The organism is Microvirga sp. ACRRW, assembly GCF_022346925.1.
Classification (GTDB): Bacteria; Pseudomonadota; Alphaproteobacteria; order Rhizobiales; family Beijerinckiaceae; genus Microvirga.
Map to the genome: position 1 here is coordinate 644,962 of NZ_JAKRNJ010000001.1, position 24,953 is coordinate 669,914.

Consider the following 24,953-nt stretch of genomic DNA (forward strand, 5'->3'; position numbering starts at 1 on the left):
ATATGCCTGATCGTCGCTGTCAGTTACGCCGTGGCTTCTTGGCCGATGATGATCTTCGTGTCGGACGCGAAGGAATAAGGCGGGATCGGCAGATTGATCGGCGCCGGGCCGCCGCGGACGCGGCCGGAGGTGTCGAAGACCGAACCGTGGCAGGGGCAGAACCAGCCATGATACTCACCCTGCTGGCCGAGAGGCACGCAGCCCAGATGGGTGCAGTTGCCGTAAACGATGAGCCACTGGGCCTTGCCTTCCTTCACGCGGGCCGAGTCGGCCTGCGGATCGCGGAGCGAAGCCACGTTCACGTCCTCGGCGGCCTTGATTTCCTCAGCCGTACGGTGACGGATGAAGATCAGTTTGCCGCGCCAGAAGACCTTCACGATCTGCCCTTCGGCGATCGGGGACAGGTCCACTTCGACGGGGGCGCCGGCAGCCACCGTCGCCGCGTCGGGCGCCAGGGACTGGACGAAGGGCCATACCAGGGTAGCTCCGCCGACAACGGCGGCTGCGCCCGTGGCGATGTAAAGGAAATCGCGCCGTGTCGGCTCAGCGACATGAGTGGTGGTCTCGGCCACGTGGCTCTCCAGCATTGATCAAAAACGAGAACCGCGCATCTTCAATGCCTTGCGAGACAAGGCATTTCGGCATGCCAGTTCCTACAATAAGGAACAAGCATACGCGTCAACGCGCACGCAATGCGACTGGGAGTCGCCGCGCGGTGGCTCTTTGGCACGGCCAAGCCCCGCTGTCCATAGCCGGATTGGAGTTGTTCCAACCTGATGCCTTATAAAGACACCGCTTCCGGGGAGGTATTTCCCTCCCCCGCTCCTAGGAAGCCGCCCGACTGCCGGCGCCAGAGTCGGGCATAAAGACCGCCTGCTCGAAGCAGCTCCGCATGGCTCCCCTCCTCCAGGATGCGCCCTTCCTCGAGCACGATGAGCCGGTCGAGGGCCGCGATGGTGGAGAGGCGATGGGCGATGGCGAGCACGGTCTTGCCCTCCATGAGGGTGGAGAGCGATTCCTGGATTGCCGCCTCGACCTCCGAATCCAGGGCGGAGGTCGCCTCGTCGAGCACCAGGATCGGGGCGTCCTTCAGGATCACCCGGGCGATAGCGATGCGCTGGCGCTGTCCGCCGGAGAGCTTCACGCCCCGCTCGCCGACATGGGCGTCATAGCCCCTCCGGCCCCGGTGGTCCTCCAGACCCATGATGAAATCGTGGGCATGGGCGAGCTTTGCCGCCTCGATGATCTCCCGCTCCGTGGCTCCGGGCCGCCCATAAGCGATGTTGTCCCGGATCGAGCGGTGAAGGAGCGAGGTGTCCTGGGTCACCACGGCGATGGCGGAGCGCAGGGAATCCTGCGAAACCCTGGCGATGTCCTGCCCGTCGATGAGGATGTGCCCGCCCTCCACGTCGTGAAGGCGAAGCAGCAGCGAGGTGATGGTGGTTTTGCCCGCGCCGCTGGTGCCCACGAGCCCCACCTTCTCGCCGGCTCGGATCGTGAGATCGAGCCCTTCGATCACTCCCTCTTCCTTACCGTAATGGAAGGACACACTCTCAAAGCGGATCTCGCCGCGGGCCACCTTCAGGCGCGGAGCCTCGGACACATCCACCAGCCCGTGCGGACGGGCGATGGTCTGCATGCTCTCCTGCACCGTGCCGATATTCTCGAAGACGTCGCGGACCGTGTGCATGACCCAGCCGGACATGGCGAGGATGCGCATGACGAGGGCCAATCCCGCCGCTGCCTCGCCACTGGTCATGGCGCCCCGGCTCCAGAGCATGACGGATAGGGCTCCGGTGGAGGCCAGGAGCAGGCTGTTCATGAAGGAAAGGATGCCCGCGACGGTGGTGTTCAGCCTCAAGGACCGGAGGAAGGCATCCGTATTGGCCCCTACGGCTTCCCTGACGGCCGAGCGCTCCTCGTCGGACCGGGCGAAGAGCTTGACCGTGAGAATGTTGGTGTAGCTGTCCACCACCCGGCCCACGAGGGCCGAGCGGGTATCGGCCACTTTCAGGGACCGCTCCTTGGCCCGCGGCACGAAGAACCACAGCAATAAGGCATAGGCCGCGACCCAGATTCCCATGGGCATAGCGAGCCAGGGGCTGATGCTGGTAAAGACGCCGAGCGCCGTAATCGCATAGATCACCACATAGAGCAGCGTATCGATCAGGGTGACGGCAATGCTGCGGATCGCGCCGCCGCCCTGCATGACGCGGTTGGCGAGGCGGCCGGCGAAATCGGCCTGAAAATAGCTCACCGCATGGCCCAGCGTGTAAACATGGGTCCGCCAGCGGATCATGTTGGTGCTCTGCGGGATGATGACCTGGTTAGAGATCAGCTCATGCGCGAAGTTCAGGATAGGCCTGACAAGGACGACAAGGGCCGCCATTCCGAGAAGCGTGGTGCCGTGATCGACCCAGATCCGGTCCGGCGTGGACTTGGTCAGGATGTCCACCAGCCAGCCCAGCAGGATGTAGAGGGACGATTCGAACAGGCCGACGACCAGCGCCACGATGAAGAGGATGACGAGCCAGAAGCGGACCGGCTTGAGATAATGCCAGGTAAAGCCGCTTACCGTATTGGGCGGGGTCTCGCTCTCATTGAACGGAGCAAAGGGATCGACCCTCTTTTCAAACCACCGGAACATGCCTTTTCCCGAATCTTGTCCTGAAGTCCCCCTCGTTAACACAAGGAGGATCGGAAGCGTTCACTTGACGAGAGCCCATCCTGCGCCGATGACGGAACCATGCCTCGTCTCGCCATCTTCCAGCCGGATATCCCGCAGAACACCGGCACCATGCTGCGCCTCGCCGCCTGCCTCGGCGTGCCCGTGGACATCATCGAGCCCGCGGCCTTCGACGTCTCGGACCGGAACTTGCGCCGCTCGGGCATGGATTACCTCAACAGCGTGACGATCACACGTCACATTTCCTGGAGGGCCTTCGAGGAATGGCGCCGCGATAGCAAGAGCCGGCTGGTGCTCGCCACCACCAAGGGCGCGATGCCCTATACGGATTTCCAGTATCAGCCCGACGACATCATCCTCGTCGGGCGTGAATCGGCGGGCGTACCGGATGATGTGCATGTGGCGGCCGACGCTCGGATCATTATCCCCATGCAGACCGGCATGCGTTCGCTCAACGTGGCCGTAACAGCCGCCATGATTCTCGGCGAAGTCTTGCGACAGACAGGTTCCTTCCCTATTCCCTCCAGCACCGAAGCCTGAGGCGACAGCCATGACCGACAAAGCCGATATCGAGCGCCTGCAGATCGAAGCGCCGCTCTGGTTCGCCTCTCTCCGCGACCGGATCTGCGCCGCCTTCGAGCATTTGGAGGACGAGGTCACAGCTCCCCTCCCCTCCGAGGCTTTGCAAGCTGGCCGTTTCGAGCGCACGCCCTGGGAACGCAAGGATCACAGCGACGCGCCGGGCGGCGGCGGCGTGATGTCGATGATGCGCGGGCGCGTATTCGAGAAGGTCGGCGTCCATGTCTCGACGGTTCACGGAGAATTCGCGCCGGAATTTCGCGGCCAGATTCCAGGCTCCGATCAGGATCCGCGATTCTGGGCCGGCGGCATTTCGCTGATCGCTCATCCGTGGAACCCGAACGTGCCCACGGTTCACATGAACACGCGGTTCGTGGTGACGACGAAAGCGTGGTTCGGAGGCGGAGCCGATCTCACGCCCGTGCTCGACCGCAGACGCACGCAGGATGATCCCGACACCATCGCCTTTCATGCGATCATGGAAGAAGCCTGCAGCCGCCATGCGCCGGAAGGTTCTTACGAGAAGTACAAGAAGTGGTGTGACGAGTATTTCTATCTCAAACACCGCCACGAACCGCGCGGCATCGGCGGCATTTTCTACGATTACCATTGGACCGGAAATCCGGACGAGGATCTCGCCTTTACCAAGGACGTAGGAGAGGCATTTCTGAAGGTCTATCCCGAAATCGTGCGCCGCAACGTGTTCGACAAATGGACCGAGGCAGACCGCATCGAGCAGCAGGTGCGGCGTGGACGCTATGTGGAGTTCAACCTGCTCTACGATCGCGGGACGATCTTCGGCCTCAAGACCGGCGGCAACATCGCATCGATCCTGTCATCCATGCCGCCAACGGTGCGGTGGCCCTGAGCGAGTGGCGTCATCCCGGGGCTGCGGAGCAGAACCCGGGATCGCATGACGAGTATGGCGCGAGAGCAACCCCTATCCCGAATGGGAGAGGTATTCCCGTGCCTTATCCTGCTTGCGATCCCGGATCTGCGCTGCGCTTCGTCCGGGATGGCATGCTGGTGTCAGTCCTGCGCGGAGACACGCTCCAGCAAATCCTTCGCGTAAGCCTCGTCCGTGCGGCACCCCTCCGCAAGCCAAGCCTGACGTGCTTGCGCAAGAATCTCACCCACTCTCGGTCCTTTCGGGATTCCCCGTGCGATGAGATCGGCTCCGCGCAACGGAAAAACCGGCACCGCCTCCGCACCGCTCCGATAAAGGGCGAGAACCTCGATAGCCTGCTTCTCGACGACAGGCGAAGGCTCGCCTTCGATGGCAGCGAGAGCGACGCTCAGCGTTTCCACGCCATGATCCGCCACGAGGCGACGTATAGCGATCGCATCGAGCGGCAAGGGCCAGGTTTTCAGGATCACGAGCAGCCGCGCATAAGTCGTGAGCTTCTTGTGCTCGTCGTTGGACAATCGCAGATGCTCGCGCAAGCGGTCCGCATCCTGCTCGACCATCATGGCAAGGGCCGCAAGCCTCCATGTGGCACCTGGATCATCCTTGTCGAACGCAGCAATCCGGCTGAAGCGTCCAAACTCGGCAGCGCCTGCGAGAAGCCATGTGAGAAAGCCGTGATCACCTAAAATTCGAAGCGTCTCTTCCGCGCGGCGCGCGACGAGGAGCCTGAGCAATTCGTGCCGGATTCTCTCCTTCGAGAGAATGGCCATTCCCTGTCGCTCGGCGCCCGATGCGGCAAGTCCCTCTGCATCTGGATCCCCTTGCGCGTATTCCGCGTGGAAGCGGAAGAAGCGCATGATGCGTAAGAAATCCTCGCGAATGCGCGTACGCGCATCGCCGATGAAGCGCACACGCCGCGCGCTCAAATCGGCAATGCCATCGGTATAGTCGTAGAGCTGCCCGTCGAGGCCGAGCGAGAGAGCATTGATCGTAAAATCGCGCCGCTTGGCATCAAGCACGAAGTCGCGCCCGAAATGTACGACCGCATAGCGTCCGTCCGTCTCTACATCCTCGCGCAGCGTCGTGACCTCGAAGGGCTCGCCATCGACGATCACGGTGATGGTGCCGTGGTCGATGCCTGTCGGAACGGATTTGAACCCCGCCGCATTCGCCCGCTTCACCATGGAATCCGGCAGCATGGTGGTGGCGCAATCGACTTCCGTGACGGGGCGCCCGAGCAATGCGTTGCGCACCGCGCCACCCACGATGCGCATCTCTTCGCCATCGCCATTGAAGACGTCCAGCAGGCGGCGCAGCTGCGGGCGTTCGAGCAAGGCTTTCAGCGCCGTATGATCGAGAGTGTCACTCACTGAAATTGTCCCGGGACGACTCGCCCATTTTCGATATGCGTCGGCACGAAGGCACCGGTGTGATGATCCGTCATGAAACCCGTGACGACGAGCGAGGCGATGACCATAACAAGACCCGCGATCGTGAGCCAGAGAGATTGGTCGCTCCACGAGGACCAGGCCAAGGCATTGCGCCGACGGATGACGAGATACACCCCAAACAGAACGAAAGGCAGGAGAAACAGCACCAATCCCTGCAGGAACGCACGCGTCATACCGTATAGAGCCTCTCATAAAGGTTGCGGATGATTCCCGCTGTTACGCCCCAGATATAGCGCCCTTCATAGGGCATCGCATAATAACGCCTGAGCTTCCCCTTCCATTCACGGGAATGAAGCTCGTGTCGCTCCGGGTCCATCAGAAAGCTCAGCGGCACCTCGAAAACATCGGCCACCTCATTCGGATTGATGGCGAGCGTGTAGGATGGCGAAACCTGCGCCACAACGGGAATCACAAGGTAGTTAGTGGTCGAGAGATAGGCATCGAGATAGCCGATCAGATCAATGAAACGGCTGTCGAGCCCGATCTCCTCTTGGGCTTCGCGACAGGCCGCGGCCAGGATCGAGTCGTCCTCCGGATCGACCCGCCCACCAGGAAAGGCGATCTGCCCTGAATGCTGGCGCAGATGGGCGGAGCGCTCGGTGAGCAGCAAAGCAGGCTCCTCGCGCATCACGACAGGTACCAGCACGGCGGCCGGCTTCGGCTGGAGGGGATAGACCAGTGGCACGTTGTCGAGGGTGTGGTCCCCGCGCGGATTGGCCAGCGCGTCTTCCAGATGCGGCGGCTCGTGACGCAGGCGCTTCGCGGCAAGGGCCAGAAAATCCAGCACGTCCAGAGGGGCCGCCCTCATAAGAGATCCCCCAGCTCCGCGACATCAGCAATGGCAAAGAAGACCTGGCCCGCCGCGATCCCGAACACGGCCTTGCCCTCGACCTCCCGCTCCTCGACGAGCGCCATCAGATCCATGGTGAGCGCACGGGTGAGGAGCGCCCACAGCTCGCCGCGAACCTTCACATAGGGCTTCACGCCCCCATGCCCGTCCCGTTCAAAGCGCAGGGGATGACCCGGACCCACCTGCACGAGATCGTCCACATTGGTCCGCAACGCGATCTGGCGGCTGTCCCCCTCCCCCTCGACGGCCATCTCGACGGCAAGGAACGGGGCATCATCAACGGTGATTCCCACCCGCTCCACCGGGGTCACCAGCACGTAGCGCTCAGGATCCTTGCGAAGAACCGTGGAGAACAGCTTCACGAGGGCAGGCCGGTTGATGGGCGAGCCCATGTAATGCCAGGAGCCGTCGGCGGCGATGCGCATGTCGATCTCGCCGCAATAAGGGGGGTTCCAGCGCTCCACCGGAGGCGGACCCTTGCGCTTGGCATCGGAGCCCAGCGCCTCCGTGAGGCGGGACAGGGCGCTGCCGGGGTTGGGGGCGTTGGAATCCGTCATGACGCAGGTGTGAACAGGAATGTGAAGTTGGGGGATCGACGTAAGGCAATCATCGGCTACTTCCTAAGCATAGAGTCCTCCGCTGCCACGTCCAATCTTTCGATCCCACCCGCTGCGGCGCATCGACCCTTGCCACTCGATAGGCATCGAAGGCAGACTAGGTGTTTGGGGGCGTATGCAACGGAGAGGGAGAGTGACCTCATGACGGCCAGCATTTCTCAAGCGCCCACCGCCTTGGACGACGCGATCATCCGCAATGCGGAGGCAACGCTTGAGACTGTCGGACGTGCCCGCGACGCCATCCACACGGTCATCTTCGGCCAGGAGGACGTGGTCGATCAGACCTTGATCACCCTGCTCGCGGGCGGCCACGGCCTGCTCGTGGGCGTTCCGGGCCTCGCCAAGACCAAGCTGGTCGAAACCCTCGGCACGGTGCTGGGCCTGGATGCCCGCCGCATCCAGTTCACACCCGACCTGATGCCCTCCGACATCCTGGGCTCCGAAATCCTCGACGAGGGCGCCGACCGCCGCCGCTCCTTCCGCTTCGTGAAAGGCCCGGTCTTCGCCCAGCTTCTCATGGCGGACGAGATCAACCGCGCCAGCCCGCGCACCCAGTCCGCCCTGCTTCAGGCCATGCAGGAGCATCATGTGTCGGTCGGCGGCGAGCGGCACGACCTGCCCCAGCCCTTCCATGTGCTGGCGACCCAGAATCCCATCGAGCAGGAAGGCACCTACCCCCTGCCCGAGGCACAGCTCGACCGTTTCCTCCTGCAGATCGATGTCGATTATCCAACCCGAGAGGCCGAGCGGCGTATTCTCATCGAGACCACGGGCGCGGAGGATCGCAAGCCCGTCACCGTGATGAATGCGGAAGCACTCATGAACGCCCAGCGCCTCGTGCGCCGTTTGCCCGTCGGCGAGAGCGTGGTCGAGGCGATCCTCGATCTCGTGCGCTCCGCCCGCCCTGAAGGCGAGAACGTGGACGGCGTAACCGATAAGATCCTCTGGGGTCCCGGCCCCCGCGCCAGCCAGGCGCTCATGCTCGCCGTGCGTGCCCGTGCGCTCATCGAGGGCCGCGTCGCGCCCTCCATCGCCGACGTGGTGGCGCTGGCCGAGCCTGTTCTCAAGCACCGCATGGCGCTCACCTTCTCGGCACGGGCCGATGGAGACACGCTCTCAAGCGTGATCGCCCGCCTGACCGCACGGCTGGCAGGGTAAGGATCGCTGTCATGACCCGCGTCCGGGTCCTTCCCGAAAGTGCCCGCTCGCCGGGACGCCAGGAAACCGAGAACGCCCTCTCGCTCGCCCATCGCATGCCGCGCCTCGTGCTCGAAGCGCGGCGCGTGGCGGCGAACCTTGCGCACGGCATCCATGGGCGCAGGCGCGCGGGTATCGGCGAAAGCTTCTGGCAATTCCGCCCCTTCGTGGCAGGCGAGTCTGCGCAGCGCATCGACTGGCGACGTTCCGGCCGCGACGACCGGCTCTACGTGCGCGAGCGGGAATGGGAGACGGCGCAGAATCTGTGGATCTGGATCGACCGTTCCGCTTCCATGGGCTATGCCTCGGAACTCGCGCAGGCTCCCAAGATCGAGCGAGCCATCGTGCTGGGCTTCGCCCTTGCCGATTGCTTCGTGGAATCGGGCGAGCGTGTCGGCATGCTTGGCCTCATGGCTCCGCGCGCGACGCGGCGCATCGCCGAGACCATGGCGCAGACCCTGGTGACGGATCGCGCGTCGCTCGAAGAGGACATGCCTCCCGCCGCCCCTATCGCTCCGCAGCACGAGGCCATCCTGATCGGCGATTTCCTCTCTCCCGTGCGTGACATCGCCGCCACCGTGGAAGGCATATCCGCGCGCGGCGCACGCGGCCACCTCGTCATGATCGTCGATCCGGTCGAGGAGACATTCCCGTTCCAGGGCCAGGCGGTTTTGCACGATCTTGAGGATGGCCTGTCGCTTCGCATCGGCGATGCCGAAGCCTGGGGACGCGCCTATCGTGAACGCATCGGGGCGCATCGCGCCGAGTTGCAGGAACTCACGCACCGTCGCGGCTGGACCTTCACGATTCACCGCACCGACCGTCCAGCAAGCGAAGCGGCTTTGCGCCTCCTGACGCTGGTCTCCGCCGCGCGCGGCGCTAAGCTGGGAGGGCGCTGATCGTGTTCGGTCTTCCCCTCACCTTCACCGTTCCACTGGTGCTGACCGCGCTCGCGGCCCTGCCCGCGATCTGGCTCTTGTTGCGCATCACGCCGCCGCAGCCGAAACGCGTGGATTTTCCGCCGCTCAAGATCCTCGCCGACTTACGCCCCGAACAGGAGACACCCGCGCGCACGCCCTGGTGGCTTCTGCTGATGCGTCTTCTGCTTGCGGCCTTCCTCATTCTCGCGGCGTCGGGACCGATCTGGAATCCGCTGGCGGAGGACAACAGCCGCGCGCCACTGCTTCTCGTCGTGGATAATGGCCTTGCCGCCGCCCACAACTGGCGTGACAGAATGAACCTCGCTTCCGAACGCATCGAGGCGGCAGGCCGCGATGGACGCACCGTTGCCATTCTCGGCACGGCGGAAGCGCCCGCCGGGCTCGAACTGAGCAATCCGGCGGCCGCCCTGGAGCGCCTGCGTTCTTTGAAGCCGCAACCTCATCTGCAGGATCGCAGAGCTCACCTGGAGAACATCCAGCGCCTTCTGGAAAGCACACCCGATGCGCATATCATCTGGATCAGCGATGGGGTGGCCGGCGTTGATGGGCAAGATTTCGTCAGCGGCTTGGCGCAGATGACGGATGATCAGCGTGTCACGGTTCTCAAATCCGACCGCGCCTCCGCGCTTGCGCTGGCAGGCGTCGAGAATGCGGGCGGCCGCCTGAATGCACGCGTCGTGCGCGCCGAACCCAATGGCCGCGATTCAGGAACGCTCCGTGCGCTCGACCTGAGGAACCTGCCCCTTGCGGACATGCGCTTCAGCTTCGATACGAACGCGACCGAGACGAGTGTCGCCTTCGACCTTCCCACCGAGATCAGGAATGCGATCACACGCATCGAGATCCTCGGCGAGAGTTCTGCCGGCGCGGTGAATTTGGTCGACGAGCGCGGCAAGCGGCGGCGTGTCGGCCTCGTCTTCGGCGGCACCGCCGACCAGACGCAGCCGCTTCTATCGCCGCTCTATTACATCGAGCGCGCGCTCTCGCCGTATTCGGAAATTCGCATGGGACGCGGCGGCGTGGCGGATTCCGTGAACCAGCTGATCGATGAGCAGGTTTCGATTCTGGTGCTCGCCGATGTGGGCGGCCTCGACCGCGAGACCCTCGGCAGGGTCACGTCCTTCGTCGAGCAGGGCGGATTGCTTTTGCGCTTCGCTGGCTCGCGCCTTGCCGCCGGCAATGACGAACTCGTACCGGTGCGGTTGCGCCGTGGTGGCAGAAGCCTCGGCGGATCGCTCTCGTGGGATACGCCTAAGACCTTCGCACCCTTCACGCGCGAAAGTCCCTTCTTCGGGCTCGCCATTCCCGAAGAAATCGGCATCCGCCGTCAGATCCTCGCGGAACCCGACGGCGACCTTTCCTCGCGCACCTGGGCATCCCTTGCGGATGGGACGCCCATCGTGACTGCGGACAGGCGCGGAGACGGCCTCATCGTACTCTTTCACGTGACAGCGGATGCCACTTGGTCGAACCTGCCGCTCTCTGGCCTCTTCGTCGACATGCTGCGCCGGATCACATCTCTGGCCGGCGCTGCCAGCGATTTAACGAGCGAGGCGCGCAACGCAGAGATCGAGACGGTCGCGCCCCGCATGACGCTCGACGGCTATGGCATGTCCACGACACCGCCAGCCAATGCACGCGCTATTCCTCGCACTTATGTCAGCCGTGCCACCGGGGACCATCCGCCCGGTTTCTACGGTCCAGTGGATTCCAGCCTCGCCGTGAATGCGCTCGTGCCGGGAGACACATTGGTGCCGCTCAATTTCGCTCCGCTCAATGCTCGCGTCGAACCTTTGGCGGGCGCTCAAACCGTCGATCTGCGCATGCCACTCTTCATGCTCGCCCTTCTCCTGCTTCTCGCAGACACCCTCGCTTCGCTGTGGCTCGGGGGCCATCTCTCCAATCTGTCGGGACGAGTGCGCAAGGCGGGCGCCGCGGCTTCCATCGTACTTGCATCGATGATGCTCTTCTCGTCGGGGTTCGATGCGAGGGCGCAGGATCTGATGTCTCGTCCGATCGACGAGAATGCCAGCCCCGCGCTCATCACGCGCCTGGCTTATGTGATCACCGGCGACGCCAATGTGGACGAGACGAGCCGTGCCGGGCTCTTGGGCTTGACGCAGATCCTGTCGCAGCGCACGGCGCTCACCCCCGGCGATCCCATCGGCATCGATCCGTCGCGAGACGAAGTCGCCTTCTATCCACTGATCTACTGGCCCATTGTGGCGACGCAACCCATTCCATCCGAAGTGACGATCCGCAAGCTCGACGCCTTCATGAAAGGCGGCGGCACCGTGATCTTCGACACGCGCGATGCCTTTAACAACCGTCCTGATGGAGCCGTCAGCGCGGAGGGGCAATACTTACGCCGCATGCTCGCAACCCTCGACATTCCCGAATTGGAGTCGGTGCCCAACGATCACGTCCTGACGAAGACGTTCTACATTCTCGACACCTTCCCAGGGCGATACGCCACCGGCCAGACTTGGATCGAAGCTCTGCCGCCGCGGGCGGAGGGCGAGGAGAATCGTCCCGCCCGCTCCGGCGATGGCGTATCGCCGATCATCATCACCTCGAACGATCTGGCTGCGGCCTGGGCCGTCGGTCCACGCGGGGAATATCTCTTCCCCGTCGTCGGAAGCAATCAGCGCCAGCGTGAGATGGCGTATCGAAGTGGCATCAATATCGTGATGTATTCGCTCACTGGAAACTACAAGGCCGATCAGGTTCACGTGCGTGACCTGCTCGAGCGGCTGGGGCAGTGATCATGTCGGTGCTTTCCGTCAGCTTCTCGCCTCTCATTCCAACTTACGCGCTATGGGTCATCGGCGCTGTTGCCGCGCTGCTCGCGCTTCTGGCCATCGTCTCCCGTGGCCCCATCGCCATCCTCCGAGCCATCGCCCTGGCGCTCTTGCTTCTCGCGCTCGCCAATCCCGCTCTCGTGCAGGAAGAACGCGAGAAGGTGAAGGACATCGTGGCCGTCGTCATCGACCGTTCCACGTCGCAGACGCTGGGCGACCGCGCCGCCATGACGGATCAGGTGCGAGCCGAGCTGGAGCGGCGCTTCGGCTCGCTGACGGATGTAGAGCCGCGCTACATCGCGGCGGACGATCATGGCAACGATGAGGGAACGCGCCTGTTCACGGCGCTGTCCAACGGCCTTGCCGATGTTCCGCCCGACAGGCTGGCGGGCGTGATCTTCATCACCGACGGCGTGGTGCACGACATTCCGCCTTCTTTCGATGCGCTCGGTTTCCGCGCGCCGCTTCATGCGCTCATCACTGGCCGTCCGGACGAGCGCGACCGGCAGATCAAACTCATCGAGGCGCCCCGCTTCGGCATCGTCGGCAGGGAGCAGACCATCCGCGCGCAGGTGATGGAGCGCGGCGGCACAGGCTCCGCGCTTGTCACGCTTCGTCGCGACGGTCAGGTTCTGTCGCGCCAGCAGGTGCGTGCCGACACGCCCTTCTCCCTGCAGGTGGAGATCGAGCACGGCGGCACCAACGTGGTCGAACTCGAAGTGGAAAGTCTGCCCAACGAGCTGACACTGGCCAACAACCGCGCTGTCATTCCCATCGAGGGGATTCGCGAGAAGCTGCGCGTGCTGCTCGTTTCCGGGGAGCCCCATGCGGGCGAACGGACATGGCGCAACCTTCTGAAGTCCGATGCCAATGTGGATCTCGTGCACTTCACCATTCTTCGACCGCCGGAGAAGCAAGACGGCACGCCGATCAACGAATTGTCGCTCATCGCATTCCCGACGCGAGAACTGTTCCAGCAGAAGATCAAGGATTTCGATCTCATCATCTTCGACCGCTACACGAACCAAAGCATTCTGCCATCGAGTTATTTCGAGAACATCGTGCGCTATGTGCGCGAGGGCGGCGCGATCCTCGTGGCGGCGGGACCGGAATTCGCAAGCTACGGCAGCCTCGCGCAGACGCGACTTGCACCCGTCATCCCCGGCATTCCCAACGGGCGCATCGTCGAGCAACCCTACAAGGCCAGCATCACCGAGACCGGCAATCGCCATCCAGTCACGCGCGAGCTTCCGGGCTCGGAGACATCGCCGCCGTCCTGGGGCGAGTGGCTGCGCATCATCGGCTCGGACGTGCAATCGGGCTCCACGCTGATGTCGGGCGCGGACAACCTGCCGCTGCTCGTTCTGCGCCGCGAGGAGAAGGGCCGCGTCGCACTGCTTCTCTCCGATCATGCATGGCTCTGGGCGCGCGGCTATCAGGACGGTGGCCCGCATCTCGACCTGCTGCGCCGCCTCGCCCATTGGCTCATGAAAGAGCCGGCGCTCGAGGAAGAAGCCCTGCGCGCGTCCGCCAATGGCCGCACCATCCGCATCGAGCGACAGACGATGGCGGATACGGCGGAACCTGTAACCCTCGTGGCACCGAGCGGTGTCGAGCGAAGCCTTCTGCTGAAAGAGAGCCGCCCGGGCCTCTTCACTGCCGATGTTGAAGGCAGGGAACTCGGTCTTCACATGGTGCGCTCGGACGATCTGATCGCTTTCGTGAGCATCGGCCCGGCCAATCCGCGCGAGTTGATGGACGTGTTCAGCAATACGGAGGCGCTCACGCCCATCGCGGAAGCGACGGGCGGCTCCGTGCGGCGCGTGGCCATGGCGGGTGACCGCAGCACCGTGGTGCCGCGCATCCTTGCCGTGCATTCCGGCTCGCGCTTTTCCGGCGGCGACTGGATCGGCATCAAGCCCAGTGAGAGCGCCGTCGTACGCGGCGTCTCCGTCTTTCCGCTGGCTCTCGGCTTCATCGGCCTCGCCCTGCTGATCGGCGCAACCCTCGCCGCGTGGCTGACGGAAGGCCGCCGCAGGACGTGATGTGTGAAGAGCGCGATCCCAGGGTTCCGCTGCAAAAAGCCGGAACTGCGCGCAGGATGGAGTGCCGCCGCCGTTTCTATGCAGGCAGCACGACCACCTTCGTCTTGACCGGCGTGTGGTCGTACAGGTGCATCATATCCTGGGTGAGGAGGCCGACGCAGCCGCTGGTGATGCCGTTGCCAATCGATTCCGCGTCGAGGCTGGCGTAGATCGTGTAGAGGGTGTAGGCGCCATTCTGATAGAGATAAAGCGTGCGTGCGCCGAGTGGATTATCGAGACCGCCCGGCATGCCGCCAGCGTATTTGGCCGCCTCAGGCTGGCGCTTGATCATCTCCTTAGGCGGGGTCCAAGTCGCCCATTCACCCTTGCGCCCGACATAAGCGTCACCGCTCCACCGGAACCCGTCGCGGCCAACATTGGCACCATAGCGGGTGGCCATTCCGTCTTCCTCGATGCGGTAGACGTAGTAATTGCCGGGATCGACGATGATCGTACCAGGCGCTTCCTTGGTCTCGTAGCGAACGGTCCGGCGATAATATTTCGGATCGACCTTGCTGACATCGATTGCCGGGATCGGGAACTTCTCTTCAGGCACCGGCCCGTAGAGCTTCGCCGCATCGGCAGCGCTCATGCCGTCGGATACGCAACCGGCCAGTCCCAGAGCACCGACACCAGCGGCCGATCCGACCAGAAACGACCGGCGGGTGAGAAGCCCCGTCTGACGCTCAAGCAAAGTCGCCTCGTCCGTCACGCCGGCATCGGCATTTCTACCGTTCATGATCGTCATTTGACAGTTCCCTTATTCGAATGCCCGACGAGACAATGCTCCGGCATCCACCCGCTGAATGTCTTGTTGAGCTTGAGATTGCCGCCACACGGCTCGATTGGCAAGCTCAGGCCTTTGGCGCACGGAGTTTGATAATGCTTGAAGCACATGCACCGCGTGTGTCGACGGCATGAACTGCCTAATAAGGAACCCGTTCACTCTGCCTTAGGGAGAGGCGTGACGATCCCCTTGGCGCGGGCCAAGGCCCCCTCCTCCAGCTCCAGGGCGAGGAAGCGGATGGGATTGACGGGTCCCGGCAGTTGCAGAGGCTGGGGCGGAACGCGCTTAAAGCCGAAGCGGCTATAATAAGGCTCGTCGCCCACGAGAAGCACCAGCTTATGCCCCTTCGCCTTCGCCGCCTCCAGCGACCGGCGCATGAGAGCGGCCCCTATGCCGCGATTCTCGAAAGCGGGCTCGACCGTCAGCGGCCCCAGCATCAGGGCAGGCACCTCGCCCGCCATCACGGGCGTCAGGCGAACGGAGCCCACCAACAGGGTGCCGACCATCGCAGTGAAGGAAACGTCGATGAGGTATCCGGCCCCTTCCCTTAAGCGGGAAGCGGTGCGGGCATAGCGGCCGGGGCCGAAGGCGCGCTCATGAAGGCGCTCGATGGCCTCGGAATCGATGGGCTGCTCGGAACGAATGAGAAGGGAAAGCTCGGTCATGGACGGACTCAAGGGCAGGACGACGGTGAAGGCGGCTGGACGGTAACGTCAGCCCTGTCGTCGTCGCTGAATCCGGATGATGGTCATGGCCGCTGTGTTTCCTCGAATATCCTGGCCATAGCAGCCTGAGGGGCTTGGCGCAAACCCTACTCTTCTACCAGGTTACTGAAAGCGGCTGTCCATCAAGGATCTCGGCCAGGCGGCGGCGGGTCGCCATCGTCGTGTCCTCGGGCAGTCGATCGAGGGGGAAGAAACCGGCCTCCGCGATTTCGCGGTCGGGCTGCTTTTCCCCCAGCACCGTGAAGCGGCGGATGACGTAGACCAGCACGTGATCGCGCCGGGAAGCCCGCTGGTTGAAGAACACGCCGGTCAGGGCAGGCTGCTCGTCGATGGCGATGCAGGCCTCCTCGCGCAGCTCACGCGTCAGGGCATCGAGCGCCGTCTCGCCCGTCTCGACTCCGCCTCCGGGCAGATGCCAGCCGGGCACGTAGGTATGGCGGATGAGAAAGACGCGGCCCTGCCCGTCGAGGACGACGGCCCGCACGCCCAGGGTCATGCCCCTGGAAAAACGCCAGAACGTATGCAGCCCCCAATTCATGAAACGGGCGGCTTTGCTCGATGGCGGTAAGGCGGGCATCATTCGAATAGATCACAACAAGATTACGGGAAGATGAACGGAGACATTCGTCCCATGCATAGCTGATCCATGGGAATAGCGCGTGACCTGCGTCCGACTAAGGTCTAATACGACGCCAACCAAAGGTGTTCCAATGTTTCTCTCGCTGATCCTCTCCCGCATCAACCGCTCGGCTCGCTTCAGCTGGTCCCCGGCCCTCAACCTCGAGGACCGCACGATCTACTCGACCCTGATCCCGGGCGCCCAGTACTAAACCTGCATCCGCAGCTTATTAAGCCAAGCCTTACCCGCTTGGCTTTGTCTCGTCTTTCTCATCGAGACCCACTTGAATGGACGGAGCGCGAGGCTATCGCGCTCACCGTTCCCGGCGAAGAGGATTCCAGCGGCTAGCGCTTCGCAGCCCGCCTTCGCCTCTGATTTCCCCATCGGCCATGCTTGACGGCGCACGCGTGCCGGGCGAACTCTCGCCTGCTCATCTCAGTTAGGCCGTTATGTTTCGCATTGCTCACCTCACCGATCCTCATGTAGGGCCCCTTCCCCGGCCCCGCCTGAAGCAGCTTCTGAGCAAGCGCCTGACCGGCTGGTACAACTGGCACCGCAGCCGGCAGGACCTGCACGACATGGAGCTGCTCGCGGAACTCGTTGCCGACATTCACGCGCAGAAGCCTGATCACATCACCTGCACGGGCGACACCTGCAATATCGGCCTTCCCGATGAATGGGAAACCTCCCGCATCTTCATGGAAAGCCTCGGTGATCCATCGCGCGTGACTTTCGTACCCGGCAACCACGACGCCTATGTGCGCGGTTCGCTCGAAGGGCTGCTCAAGAAGATTTCCCCTTGGACGCGCGGCGATGACGGACGCGAAGGCGTGTTCCCCTACCTCCGCCGCTATGGAGACATCGCCATCATCGGCCTGTCCTCCGCCATTCCCACTCTTCCGTTTGTGGCGAGTGGCCGTATTGGCTCGCAACAGACGAAGAATGCGGAGGAGATGCTGAGCGAATTGGGACGCGATCCGTCCTGCTTCCGCATCATCCTCATCCATCATCCGCCGCATATCGGCGGAGCAGACCCGGGACGCAATCTCACCGATGCCAAACGCTTCGAGGGCATGATCAAACGTGTCGGCGCGGAGCTCATTCTGCACGGACACAACCACGTCGGTTCGCTCGCGCATCTCGACGGGCCGCGCGGCCCCGTCCCCGTCATCGGCGCGCCCTCTGCTTCGGCACGAGAAGGCACGCTCACGCATAAGGCAGGCTATCATCTCTTCACCATCGATCGCGATGAAACCGGTTTTCTGCTGAAAGCCGAACTGCGAGGCTTGAAGCCTGACGGTACGGTGGGCGGAATGGGAATGCTGTCGCTGGCGCGTATCCGCCAATCTCAAGAACAATCCTGAAACGATATCTTTTCCTTTTCTGGAACTGCTGAGACGCCTCTTCGTTGAAGGGGTGCAGCAGCCACACCCATGAGTTTTGCAAGCCTCGCGGGCTTTGCACGGTGTTCTGCGCTCCCAGAAACAGGAGTTTACCGATGAAGAAACACGTTGTTCTCGCGGCCTTGCTTGCATCGATTTCCGCACCGGCCTTCGCCCAGACGGTGATGGACAGCCAAACCTATCGCATGATGGCAGCCCAGTCCGATGCTTTCGAGATTGCATCAAGCCAGCTTGCCCTGCAGCGCTCCCGCAATCCCAATGTACGCCGCTTCGCTGAAGACATGATCAAGGATCATGGCATGACCAGCCAAGCTCTGAATGGCGGTCGTGCAGTTTATTCCGCGACGGGTGAGTTCATTCCCGGTTCCGTCGGCGGCACTCTCGCAGGCGCCGGCATCGGCGCACTGATCGGTGGTCCTGTCGGCGCAGCGGTTGGTGCAGGCGTCGGCGCGACGGCCGGAGCGACGGCAGGCGCAGCAGCGACATCTCCGAATGCGGCAGGCGGCACGGCAGCCGGTGCCCTGACGGGTGCGGGTGTCGGCGCCCTGGTTGGTGGCCCTGTCGGCGCGGCAGTCGGCGCAGGCGTTGGCGCGACCACTGGCGCCGCGGCGGGTGCTGCGGAAGTGCAGTCCACCGGCTCGGTGACGCCGGTTCGCGTCGGCGTTACGCTCAGCCCTGAAAAGACCGCGATGCTGAACCAGCTCGCCTCCACATCCGGGCCGCAATTCGACCGCCTCTACGGTCAGTATCAGCGCGCAGCTCACCAGGAAGCGCTGAACCTGCATGCGACTTATGCTCAGGCCGGCGGCGACCCGTCGCTTCGCCAGTTCGCGGCTTCCGTGGTGCCGCATATTGAACATCACGCCGCAGAAGCGCGTCGCCTTCCCGGCGGCACGGCGAGCCGCCGCCGCTAAGCGACGTTAGCATGTCTTCAATGATTGCGGCGGGTCATTCGGCCCGCCGTTCTTATGCGTCCTGGAGAAAAGTTTCGACCTTTGCGCGCTGAGGAATCGGCGCGACGGCCCCATAACCCAAAGTCGACAAAGCCGCAGCCGCATTGGCATAATTTGCAGCGCGGAACGGATCGCGGTGCACAAGCCATTCGGCAAGGAACGCACCGTCGAACGTATCGCCCGCGCCCGTCGCGTCGACGGCCTCAACAGGCTTTGCCGCAATCACCTCGAGCCGCTCCTTCGTCGCGACCATAGTGCCGTTCTTGCCCATGGTCAGCGCCACCACATCGCTGCCGAGATTGAGATAGAAAGCGCAGATCTCCTCCGGGCGATCCAGGCCGGTCAGCTGACGGGCATCGTCGAGGCCGGGCAACAAAATGTCCGATAGCGCGGATGCTCCATGGATGATCGCGCGGGCGCGTTCCAGAGGCCAGAGCTTCAGGCGCAGGTTCGTGTCATAGCTGACGACGGTGTCGTTTGCTTTCGCGTGATGGATCGCGGCGAATACCGCATCGGCGCAGCTTTCCGAGATCGCTTGCGTGATGCCCGACGCATGCAGGATGCGCGCCGAGGCGATCTGGATCAGCGGCAATTCCTCGGTCGTGATCAGGCTCGCAGCCGATCCCGCACGGGCATAGGAGAAGACATGCCCTTCCGCACCGTAGCTGATGAAATATGCACCCGTCCTTCCATCCTTGCGCAGGATGACGGAGGAACAATCGATGCCTTCCCGATGCCAGAGATCGAGAAAATCCTGCCCGAAGAAGTCACGCCCCAGCGCCGTAAAGATCCCAACCTTCGCACCCTGGCGCGCAGCGGCGACGGCGGTGTTGGAGACGTCGCCGCCGAAGCCCGGGAGATAGAGGCGTTCGCCATTGCGCTGCACCTCCGCAAATTCCATCATCGGCTCGCCGAAGGTGAGAAGATCGATGTTTTTCATGACGCACCTTGTTTGGGAAACACTACTTGAGGCAGATGCTACTCGAGCCAAATGCTACTTGGGCAAGGCCGCAGGCACATTGTCTCCGATGGAGACAACTTTTCCCGGATTGAGGATGTTTTGGGGATCGAGCGCGCGCTTGAGGCTATGCATGAGGTCGATCGCCACCGCATCCTTGTAGAGTAGCAGTTCATCGCGTTTGATAAGCCCGACGCCATGCTCGGCGGAAATCGAACCATTCATGCCGTGAACGATGTCGTGCACGATGCGGTTGAAGCGCTCCCACTGACCGAGATACTCGGCCTTGTCCATGCCGACGGGCTGTGTGAGATTGAAATGAATGTTGCCGTCGCCGAAATGACCGAAGGCGCAGACGCGCACGCCCGGCATCTCAGCCTCGCAGGCCTTTGTTGCCACATCGATGAATTCGGCGACGCGTGAGACGGGCACGGCTACGTCGTGTTTGATCGAGCCGCCCTCCATGCGCTGAACCTCGGAGAGATTTTCGCGCAATGCCCACAGTGCCATGCTCTGTGCTTCACTCGCGCCTAGCACCGCATCCTGCACCAAGCCTTCCTCGAAGGCCTCTCCGAGCACGGCCTCCAGCTGGCTCTGCAAATCCGCATCCTTCTGCGGCGATGAAAGTTCGATCAGCGCATAGGAATTGTGCTTCTCGGCCAGCGGGCGCACGGAGCCGGGCATGTGCTTGAGGACGATCTCAACCCCGAACTCGGGGACATACTCGAATGCGGTGAGCTGATCGCCCGTTGCCTCGCGCAATCGCTGGAAAACCTTCAAAGCATCGTAGGGCGACTCGCACCCGATGAAAGCGGTCACTCGCGAATAAGGCTTGGGAAAGAGCTTCAGCACGGCAGCCGTGATGATGCCGAGCGTGCCTTCAGATCCAATGAAGAGATCCTTCAGGTCGTAGCCCGTATTGTCTTTGCGCAGGCCTTTCAAGCCATCCCAGATTCGCCCGTCGGCCAGCACAACTTCGAGACCGAGGGTCAGATCGCGCATGTTGCCGTAGCGCAGAACAGCGGTGCCGCCTGCATTGGTGGCGAGGTTGCCGCCGATACGGCACGAGCCTTCCGAGGCCAGCGAGAGAGGAAAGAGATAACCGGCATCGCTCGCCGTATCCTGCACCGTCTTCAGAATGCAGCCCGCCTCGACGGTGATCGTTGCATTCACGGGGTCGATCTCGCGGATGGCATCGAGACGCGTGAGCGACAGCACCACGCCGCCATAAGGAACACCACCGCCGACGAGACCCGTATTACCGCCCTGCGGCACGACCGGCACGCCCGCTTTTGCGCATTCCTGCAGAACGAACGCAACTTCGTCACGATCTTTTGGTCGCACCACCGCCAGGGCCTCGCCCCGGTACAGACCGCGCGCCTCGGTCAGATGCCCGTCGATGTCGCCCGCGGCTGTCAGCACATAGGGTTCACCGAGCCGCAACTTCAGGGTGTCAATGAGAGCCGTGCCAGAGCTGCCGAGTGCCGCCATCGTCATTCCTCATGTAGAGCCATCGTTCATGACGTCTTGTGGTGAGAACCGCAAGGTGTAGGAAGGGAGAAGACGACCCTGCCCTTTCATCAGAAGGCTCTCGCGAACCATCATGGCCTACGTCATCCCCACTCCCCCGATCCATGCTCTTCCGGTCGCCGGAACCGGCGATCTCTTTCCCGTGCGCCGCGTCTATTGCGTCGGCCGCAATTATGCCGCCCATGCGCGGGAAATGGGCGGAGACCCGACCCGGGAGCCGCCGTTCTTCTTCATGAAACCGGCCGATGCTCTCCAAGTCGTGCCGGAAGGCCAGATTGTCGATCATCCCTATCCGCCGAAGACCCAGAACTACCATTTCGAGATCGAGCTGGTGGTCACCCTCGCCAAGGGCGGCAAGGACATCCCCGTCTCCGAAGCACTCGGCCATGTGTTCGGTTATGCCATCGGTCTCGACATGACCCGCCGCGACCTCCAGGACGAGGCCAAGCAGTTGCGCCGCTCCTGGGAACTCGGCAAGGCGGCGGATTTTTCAGGCCCGGTCGGGCCGATCCATACGGCCTCCAAGGTCGGCCACCCGGCCAAGGGCGCCATCTCGCTCTCCGTCGATGGCACGGCAAAGCAGAAGGCAGACCTCTCGGACATGATCTGGTCGGTCGCCGAGCAGATCGCCTATCTCTCGTCCTATTTCGAACTTGCCCCAGGCGACGTGATTTTTGCCGGAACGCCGGAAGGCGTGGGGGCGGTCGCGCGGGGACAGACCATGGTCGGAGCCATTGAGGGCCTCGGCGAGATCCACCTGCGGGTCGTATAGCGCTTCGTTACACCCTTGCCTTTTTCCCGAGGCTGCTAGCTACTGTGTTGCATGCGGCTACCGCCGCTTGCAACAAGGCTCGGCATCAGCACGAGCCGGTAACCAAGGGAATGGCTATGAATCTCACGAAGACCCTCGGCTTGGCTCTCCTCGGCTCAGCCCTCGTCACCGGCGGCGCCTCCGCGCAGCAGAAGACTATCAAGATTGCTACGGAAGGCGCCTACGCCCCCTATAACTTCACCACCCCGGACGGAAAGCTCGACGGCTTCGAGATCGAGCTGGCCAAGGATCTGTGCGCGCGCATGAAGGTGAAGTGCGAGATCGTGGCTCAGGACTGGGACGGCATCATCCCGGCGCTCAATGCCAAGAAGTACGACGCCATCATGGCCGGGATGAGCATTACCGACGAGCGCAAGAAAGCCATCGACTTCGCCGGTCCTTACGGCGATTCCCCGAACGGCTTCCTCGTGGCCAAGTCGTCGCCCCTCGCCAAGATCCCGGGCACGGGAGAGTCCTACAATCTCGGCACCCAGCAGGCCGCCGCCGAGAAGGCCATCGAGTCGACCAAGTCCCTTCTGAAGGGCAAGACCCTCGCCGTTCAGGGTTCGACCATTCACTCGAATTATGCCGACAAGTACCTGAAGGGCACGGTCGACATCCGCGAGTACAAAACCACTGAAGCCCACGACCTCGACCTTGCCGCCGGCCGCGTCGACGTGGTTCTGGGCGATGCCACCAGCATCATCGGTACCCTCGAGAAGCCCGAGTTCAAGGATTACGTCCTCGTCGGCCCCTCCATCACCGGCGGCATGCTGGGCCTCGGCGTCGGCGTCGGCCTGCGCAAGGAAGACCAAGAGCTGAAGAAGGCCTTCAACGAAGCCATCCAAGGCGCCATCAAGGACGGCACTCTCAAGACCCTGGCCGTCAAGTGGTTCAAGGTCGATATCACCCCCAGAAGCTGATGGATCAAGGCGCGGCCCCGCCGCGCCTTTTTCAACGGCTCTCCTCCGGCACGATTTAGCAAGCCCTGCCTTGGACTTAAGTCCCGTGCAGGCACCTGTGCAAGGTCATCCGGGCGGCTCTTGCCTTTTTCCGGAGATTGGCCGTTACTGCGTCCCGGCGCGGCCTCAAGAAGGCCGCGAGCAAAACAGGCTCGCGTGCATCCGAGCCGATAAGTTTAAGGGAACGATGATGAAATTCGTGAAGACTGTCAGCCTCGCCATTCTCGGCACCGCCCTTACGATGGGTGCGGCTTCGGCACAGGAAAAGACCATCAAGATCGCCACGGAAGGCGCTTACGCTCCGTGGAACTTCACGGGCGCCGGCGGCAAGCTGGAAGGCTTCGAGATCGATCTCGCCAAGGATCTGTGCGCGCGCATGAAGGTGAAGTGCGAGATCGTCGCCCAGGACTGGGACGGCATTATTCCCGCTCTCAATGCCAAGAAGTACGACGCCATCATGGCCGGCATGAGCATCACCGAAGAGCGCAAGAAAGCCATCGACTTCGCCGGCCCTTATGCCGCCGGCCCGAACGGCTTCCTCGTCGAGAAGAACTCGCCGCTCGCCAAGATCCCGGGTACGGGCCAGGCTTATAACCTCGCCACCCAGAAGGAAGCCGCCGAGAAGGCTATCGATGCCGTGAAGCCGATGCTGAAGGGCAAGACCGTCGGCGTTCAGGGTTCGACCATCCACTCGAACTTCGCCGACAAGTACTACAAGGGCACGGCCGAGATCCGCGAGTACAAGACCACCGAGGCGCATGACCTCGACCTCGCCGCCGGCCGCATCGATATCGTGCTCGCCGACTCTACCGCCATCATCGGCACCCTCGAGAAGCCTGAGTTCAAGGACTATGTTCTCGTCGGCCCGTCCATCACCGGCGGCCTGCTCGGCGAAGGCGTGGGCGTGGGTCTGCGCAAGGACGATGCCGCACTGAAGAAGTCCTTCAACGAGGCCATCCAGGCTGCCGTCAAGGACGGCACCGTGAAGAAGCTCTCCGAGAAGTGGTTCAAGATCGACATCTCGCCGAAGGGCTGATTTCAGTCTCTCGACAATTCAAGGCGCGGCTATTGCCGCGCCTTTTTGTATCAGAACAGGCAAGATGCGACGCAAAACATCATTCTGAACACCTTATTCGCCATGAAATGGGCTTGCACTGGCTCGGCTTTTGAATGTTAGTTTTGAGCGGCGGGCGGAAGGCTCCGTCCGGACAAGATTCAGCTCAAAGCTGACCAAGGGAACGACGATGAAGCTATTGAAAACATTGGGATTGGGCCTGCTGGCCTCCGCTCTCGCCTTAGGCGGTGCTTCCGCGCAGGAGAAGACGGTCAAGATCGCCACGGAAGGCGCTTACGCTCCGTGGAACTTCACGGGCGCCGGCGGCAAGCTGGAAGGCTTCGAGATCGATCTCGCCAATGACCTCTGCGCGCGCATGAAGGTAAAGTGCGAGATCGTCTCTCAGGATTGGGACGGCATTATTCCCGCTCTCAATGCCAAGAAATACGATGCCATCATGGCCGGCATGAACATCACGCCGAAGCGCCTCGAAGCGATCAACTTCTCCCGCCCCTACGCCACCGGCTCCCATGGCTGGGGGGTCCTGAAGGATTCGCCGCTCGCCAAGCTCGCAGGAGCAGGCAAGCGCATCAACCTCGACAAGGATCCTGAGGCCGCCAAGGCGATGATCGAGGAATGGAAGCCGCTTCTGAAGGGCAAGACCATCGGCACGCAGAGCTCGACCGTGAACGGCGCGTTCCTCGAGAAGTACCTGAAGGACACGATCACCATCCGTGAGTACAAGACCACGGAGCAGCACGACCTCGACCTCGCGGCAGGCCGCATCGACGCGATCTTCGCGGCCCATTCCTCGCTGAAGGCCTCGACCGAAAAGCCGGAATTCAAGGACATGCTGATCGCCGGCGGCGCAGTGGACGGCGACGTGCTCGGACGCGGCGTAGCGGTCGGCCTGCGCAAGGACGATGCCGAGTTGAAGGGCATGTTCGACAAGGCGATCCAGGCCGCCATCGACGACGGCACCGTGAAGAAGCTCACGGAGAAGTGGTTCAAGATCGACATGGCCCCTCAGACCTGATG

At 62.8% G+C, this 24,953-nt stretch carries 23 protein-coding genes; 12 read left to right on the top strand and 11 right to left on the bottom strand.

The window, feature by feature from the left end:
• Positions 1–23: 23 nt before the first annotated feature.
• Together petA and MHY87_RS03160 are read right to left on the bottom strand one after the other, a co-directional pair.
• The gene (gene petA, locus MHY87_RS03155; RefSeq protein WP_239349280.1) at positions 24–572 is read right to left on the bottom strand and encodes a ubiquinol-cytochrome c reductase iron-sulfur subunit; all 549 of its coding nucleotides are present in this window, start codon (positions 570–572) and stop codon (positions 24–26) included.
• Between the two features lie 209 nt (positions 573–781).
• Positions 782–2,647, bottom strand: a complete 1,866-nt coding sequence (locus tag MHY87_RS03160) for an ABC transporter ATP-binding protein (RefSeq protein WP_239349282.1) — start codon at positions 2,645–2,647, stop codon at positions 782–784.
• Positions 2,648–2,746: 99 nt separating this feature from the next.
• On the opposite strand from MHY87_RS03160, the gene MHY87_RS03165 reads away from it, so the two are divergent.
• Positions 2,747–3,226, top strand: a complete 480-nt coding sequence (locus MHY87_RS03165) for a tRNA (cytidine(34)-2'-O)-methyltransferase (protein WP_239349284.1) — start codon at positions 2,747–2,749, stop codon at positions 3,224–3,226.
• Between the two features lie 10 nt (positions 3,227–3,236).
• Positions 3,237–4,133 carry an oxygen-dependent coproporphyrinogen oxidase gene (gene hemF, locus MHY87_RS03170; RefSeq protein WP_239349286.1) on the top strand — a complete coding sequence of 299 codons (897 nt, stop codon included), beginning with the start codon at positions 3,237–3,239 and terminating at the stop codon, positions 4,131–4,133.
• Positions 4,134–4,294: 161 nt separating this feature from the next.
• On the opposite strand, the gene MHY87_RS03175 is transcribed toward hemF, so the two are convergent.
• From MHY87_RS03175 to MHY87_RS03190, 4 genes are read right to left on the bottom strand one after another with little or no spacing between them, the layout of a single operon-like run.
• A complete protein-coding gene (locus MHY87_RS03175) occupies positions 4,295–5,542 on the bottom strand; it encodes a CCA tRNA nucleotidyltransferase (RefSeq protein WP_239349288.1) in 1,248 nt (415 codons plus the stop codon).
• Positions 5,539–5,796, bottom strand: a complete 258-nt coding sequence (locus MHY87_RS03180; RefSeq protein WP_239349290.1) for a DUF6111 family protein — start codon at positions 5,794–5,796, stop codon at positions 5,539–5,541. The genes MHY87_RS03175 and MHY87_RS03180 overlap by 4 nt, the downstream gene beginning before the upstream one ends.
• Positions 5,793–6,431 carry a CoA pyrophosphatase gene (locus tag MHY87_RS03185; RefSeq protein ID WP_239349292.1) on the bottom strand — a complete coding sequence of 213 codons (639 nt, stop codon included), beginning with the start codon at positions 6,429–6,431 and terminating at the stop codon, positions 5,793–5,795. The genes MHY87_RS03180 and MHY87_RS03185 overlap by 4 nt, the downstream gene beginning before the upstream one ends.
• Positions 6,428–7,030 (bottom strand): DUF1285 domain-containing protein, encoded by a 603-nt coding sequence (locus MHY87_RS03190; protein WP_239349294.1) that lies wholly within the window; start codon positions 7,028–7,030, stop codon positions 6,428–6,430. The genes MHY87_RS03185 and MHY87_RS03190 overlap by 4 nt, the downstream gene beginning before the upstream one ends.
• 201 nt (positions 7,031–7,231) lie before the next feature.
• Between MHY87_RS03190 and MHY87_RS03195 the strand changes: the two genes are divergently transcribed.
• The 4 genes from MHY87_RS03195 to MHY87_RS03210 are packed head-to-tail and all read left to right on the top strand — an operon-like array spanning position 7,232 to position 14,074.
• Complete coding sequence (locus tag MHY87_RS03195) at positions 7,232–8,248, top strand: MoxR family ATPase (protein WP_239349296.1); 1,017 nt, start codon at positions 7,232–7,234, stop codon at positions 8,246–8,248.
• Between the two features lie 11 nt (positions 8,249–8,259).
• Entirely contained in the window at positions 8,260–9,186 is a 927-nt protein-coding gene (locus MHY87_RS03200; protein ID WP_239349298.1) for a DUF58 domain-containing protein, read from the top strand.
• Between the two features lie 2 nt (positions 9,187–9,188).
• Entirely contained in the window at positions 9,189–11,993 is a 2,805-nt protein-coding gene (locus MHY87_RS03205; RefSeq protein WP_239349300.1) for a DUF4159 domain-containing protein, read from the top strand.
• Positions 11,994–12,001: 8 nt separating this feature from the next.
• Positions 12,002–14,074: a hypothetical protein gene (locus MHY87_RS03210; RefSeq protein WP_239349743.1), complete on the top strand. Its 2,073-nt coding sequence runs from the start codon at positions 12,002–12,004 to the stop codon at positions 14,072–14,074.
• A gap of 76 nt (positions 14,075–14,150) precedes the next feature.
• Here the strand turns inward: MHY87_RS03210 and MHY87_RS03215 are convergent, their stop codons facing one another.
• From MHY87_RS03215 to MHY87_RS03225, 3 genes are all read right to left on the bottom strand, one after another.
• A complete protein-coding gene (locus MHY87_RS03215) occupies positions 14,151–14,852 on the bottom strand; it encodes a L,D-transpeptidase family protein (protein WP_370644832.1) in 702 nt (233 codons plus the stop codon).
• Positions 14,853–15,055: 203 nt separating this feature from the next.
• A complete protein-coding gene (locus tag MHY87_RS03220; protein WP_239349304.1) occupies positions 15,056–15,565 on the bottom strand; it encodes a GNAT family N-acetyltransferase in 510 nt (169 codons plus the stop codon).
• A gap of 154 nt (positions 15,566–15,719) precedes the next feature.
• Entirely contained in the window at positions 15,720–16,163 is a 444-nt protein-coding gene (locus MHY87_RS03225; RefSeq protein WP_239349306.1) for an NUDIX domain-containing protein, read from the bottom strand.
• 530 nt (positions 16,164–16,693) lie between these two features.
• Between MHY87_RS03225 and MHY87_RS03230 the strand changes: the two genes are divergently transcribed.
• Both MHY87_RS03230 and MHY87_RS03235 read left to right on the top strand, forming a co-directional pair.
• Positions 16,694–17,608, top strand: a complete 915-nt coding sequence (locus MHY87_RS03230) for a metallophosphoesterase (protein WP_239349308.1) — start codon at positions 16,694–16,696, stop codon at positions 17,606–17,608.
• A 134-nt stretch (positions 17,609–17,742) separates the two neighbouring features.
• Positions 17,743–18,561 (top strand): DUF4142 domain-containing protein, encoded by an 819-nt coding sequence (locus MHY87_RS03235; RefSeq protein ID WP_239349310.1) that lies wholly within the window; start codon positions 17,743–17,745, stop codon positions 18,559–18,561.
• 52 nt (positions 18,562–18,613) lie between these two features.
• Here the strand turns inward: MHY87_RS03235 and MHY87_RS03240 are convergent, their stop codons facing one another.
• Both MHY87_RS03240 and MHY87_RS03245 read right to left on the bottom strand, forming a co-directional pair.
• Positions 18,614–19,540 carry a sugar kinase gene (locus MHY87_RS03240; RefSeq protein ID WP_239349312.1) on the bottom strand — a complete coding sequence of 309 codons (927 nt, stop codon included), beginning with the start codon at positions 19,538–19,540 and terminating at the stop codon, positions 18,614–18,616.
• Between the two features lie 54 nt (positions 19,541–19,594).
• On the bottom strand, positions 19,595–21,055 hold the full coding sequence (locus tag MHY87_RS03245; protein WP_370644814.1) for an FAD-binding oxidoreductase: 1,461 nt from the start codon (positions 21,053–21,055) through the stop codon (positions 19,595–19,597).
• 106 nt (positions 21,056–21,161) lie between these two features.
• Between MHY87_RS03245 and MHY87_RS03250 the strand changes: the two genes are divergently transcribed.
• The 4 genes from MHY87_RS03250 (at position 21,162) to MHY87_RS03265 (ending at position 24,951) form a co-directional block, all read left to right on the top strand.
• Positions 21,162–21,860: a fumarylacetoacetate hydrolase family protein gene (locus MHY87_RS03250; protein WP_239349316.1), complete on the top strand. Its 699-nt coding sequence runs from the start codon at positions 21,162–21,164 to the stop codon at positions 21,858–21,860.
• Positions 21,861–21,976: 116 nt separating this feature from the next.
• Entirely contained in the window at positions 21,977–22,822 is an 846-nt protein-coding gene (locus MHY87_RS03255; protein WP_239349318.1) for a lysine/arginine/ornithine ABC transporter substrate-binding protein, read from the top strand.
• A 229-nt stretch (positions 22,823–23,051) separates the two neighbouring features.
• The gene (locus tag MHY87_RS03260) at positions 23,052–23,897 is read left to right on the top strand and encodes a lysine/arginine/ornithine ABC transporter substrate-binding protein (protein WP_239349745.1); all 846 of its coding nucleotides are present in this window, start codon (positions 23,052–23,054) and stop codon (positions 23,895–23,897) included.
• 208 nt (positions 23,898–24,105) lie between these two features.
• On the top strand, positions 24,106–24,951 hold the full coding sequence (locus tag MHY87_RS03265) for a lysine/arginine/ornithine ABC transporter substrate-binding protein (protein WP_239349320.1): 846 nt from the start codon (positions 24,106–24,108) through the stop codon (positions 24,949–24,951).
• The last annotated feature ends 2 nt before the right edge of the window (positions 24,952–24,953 follow it).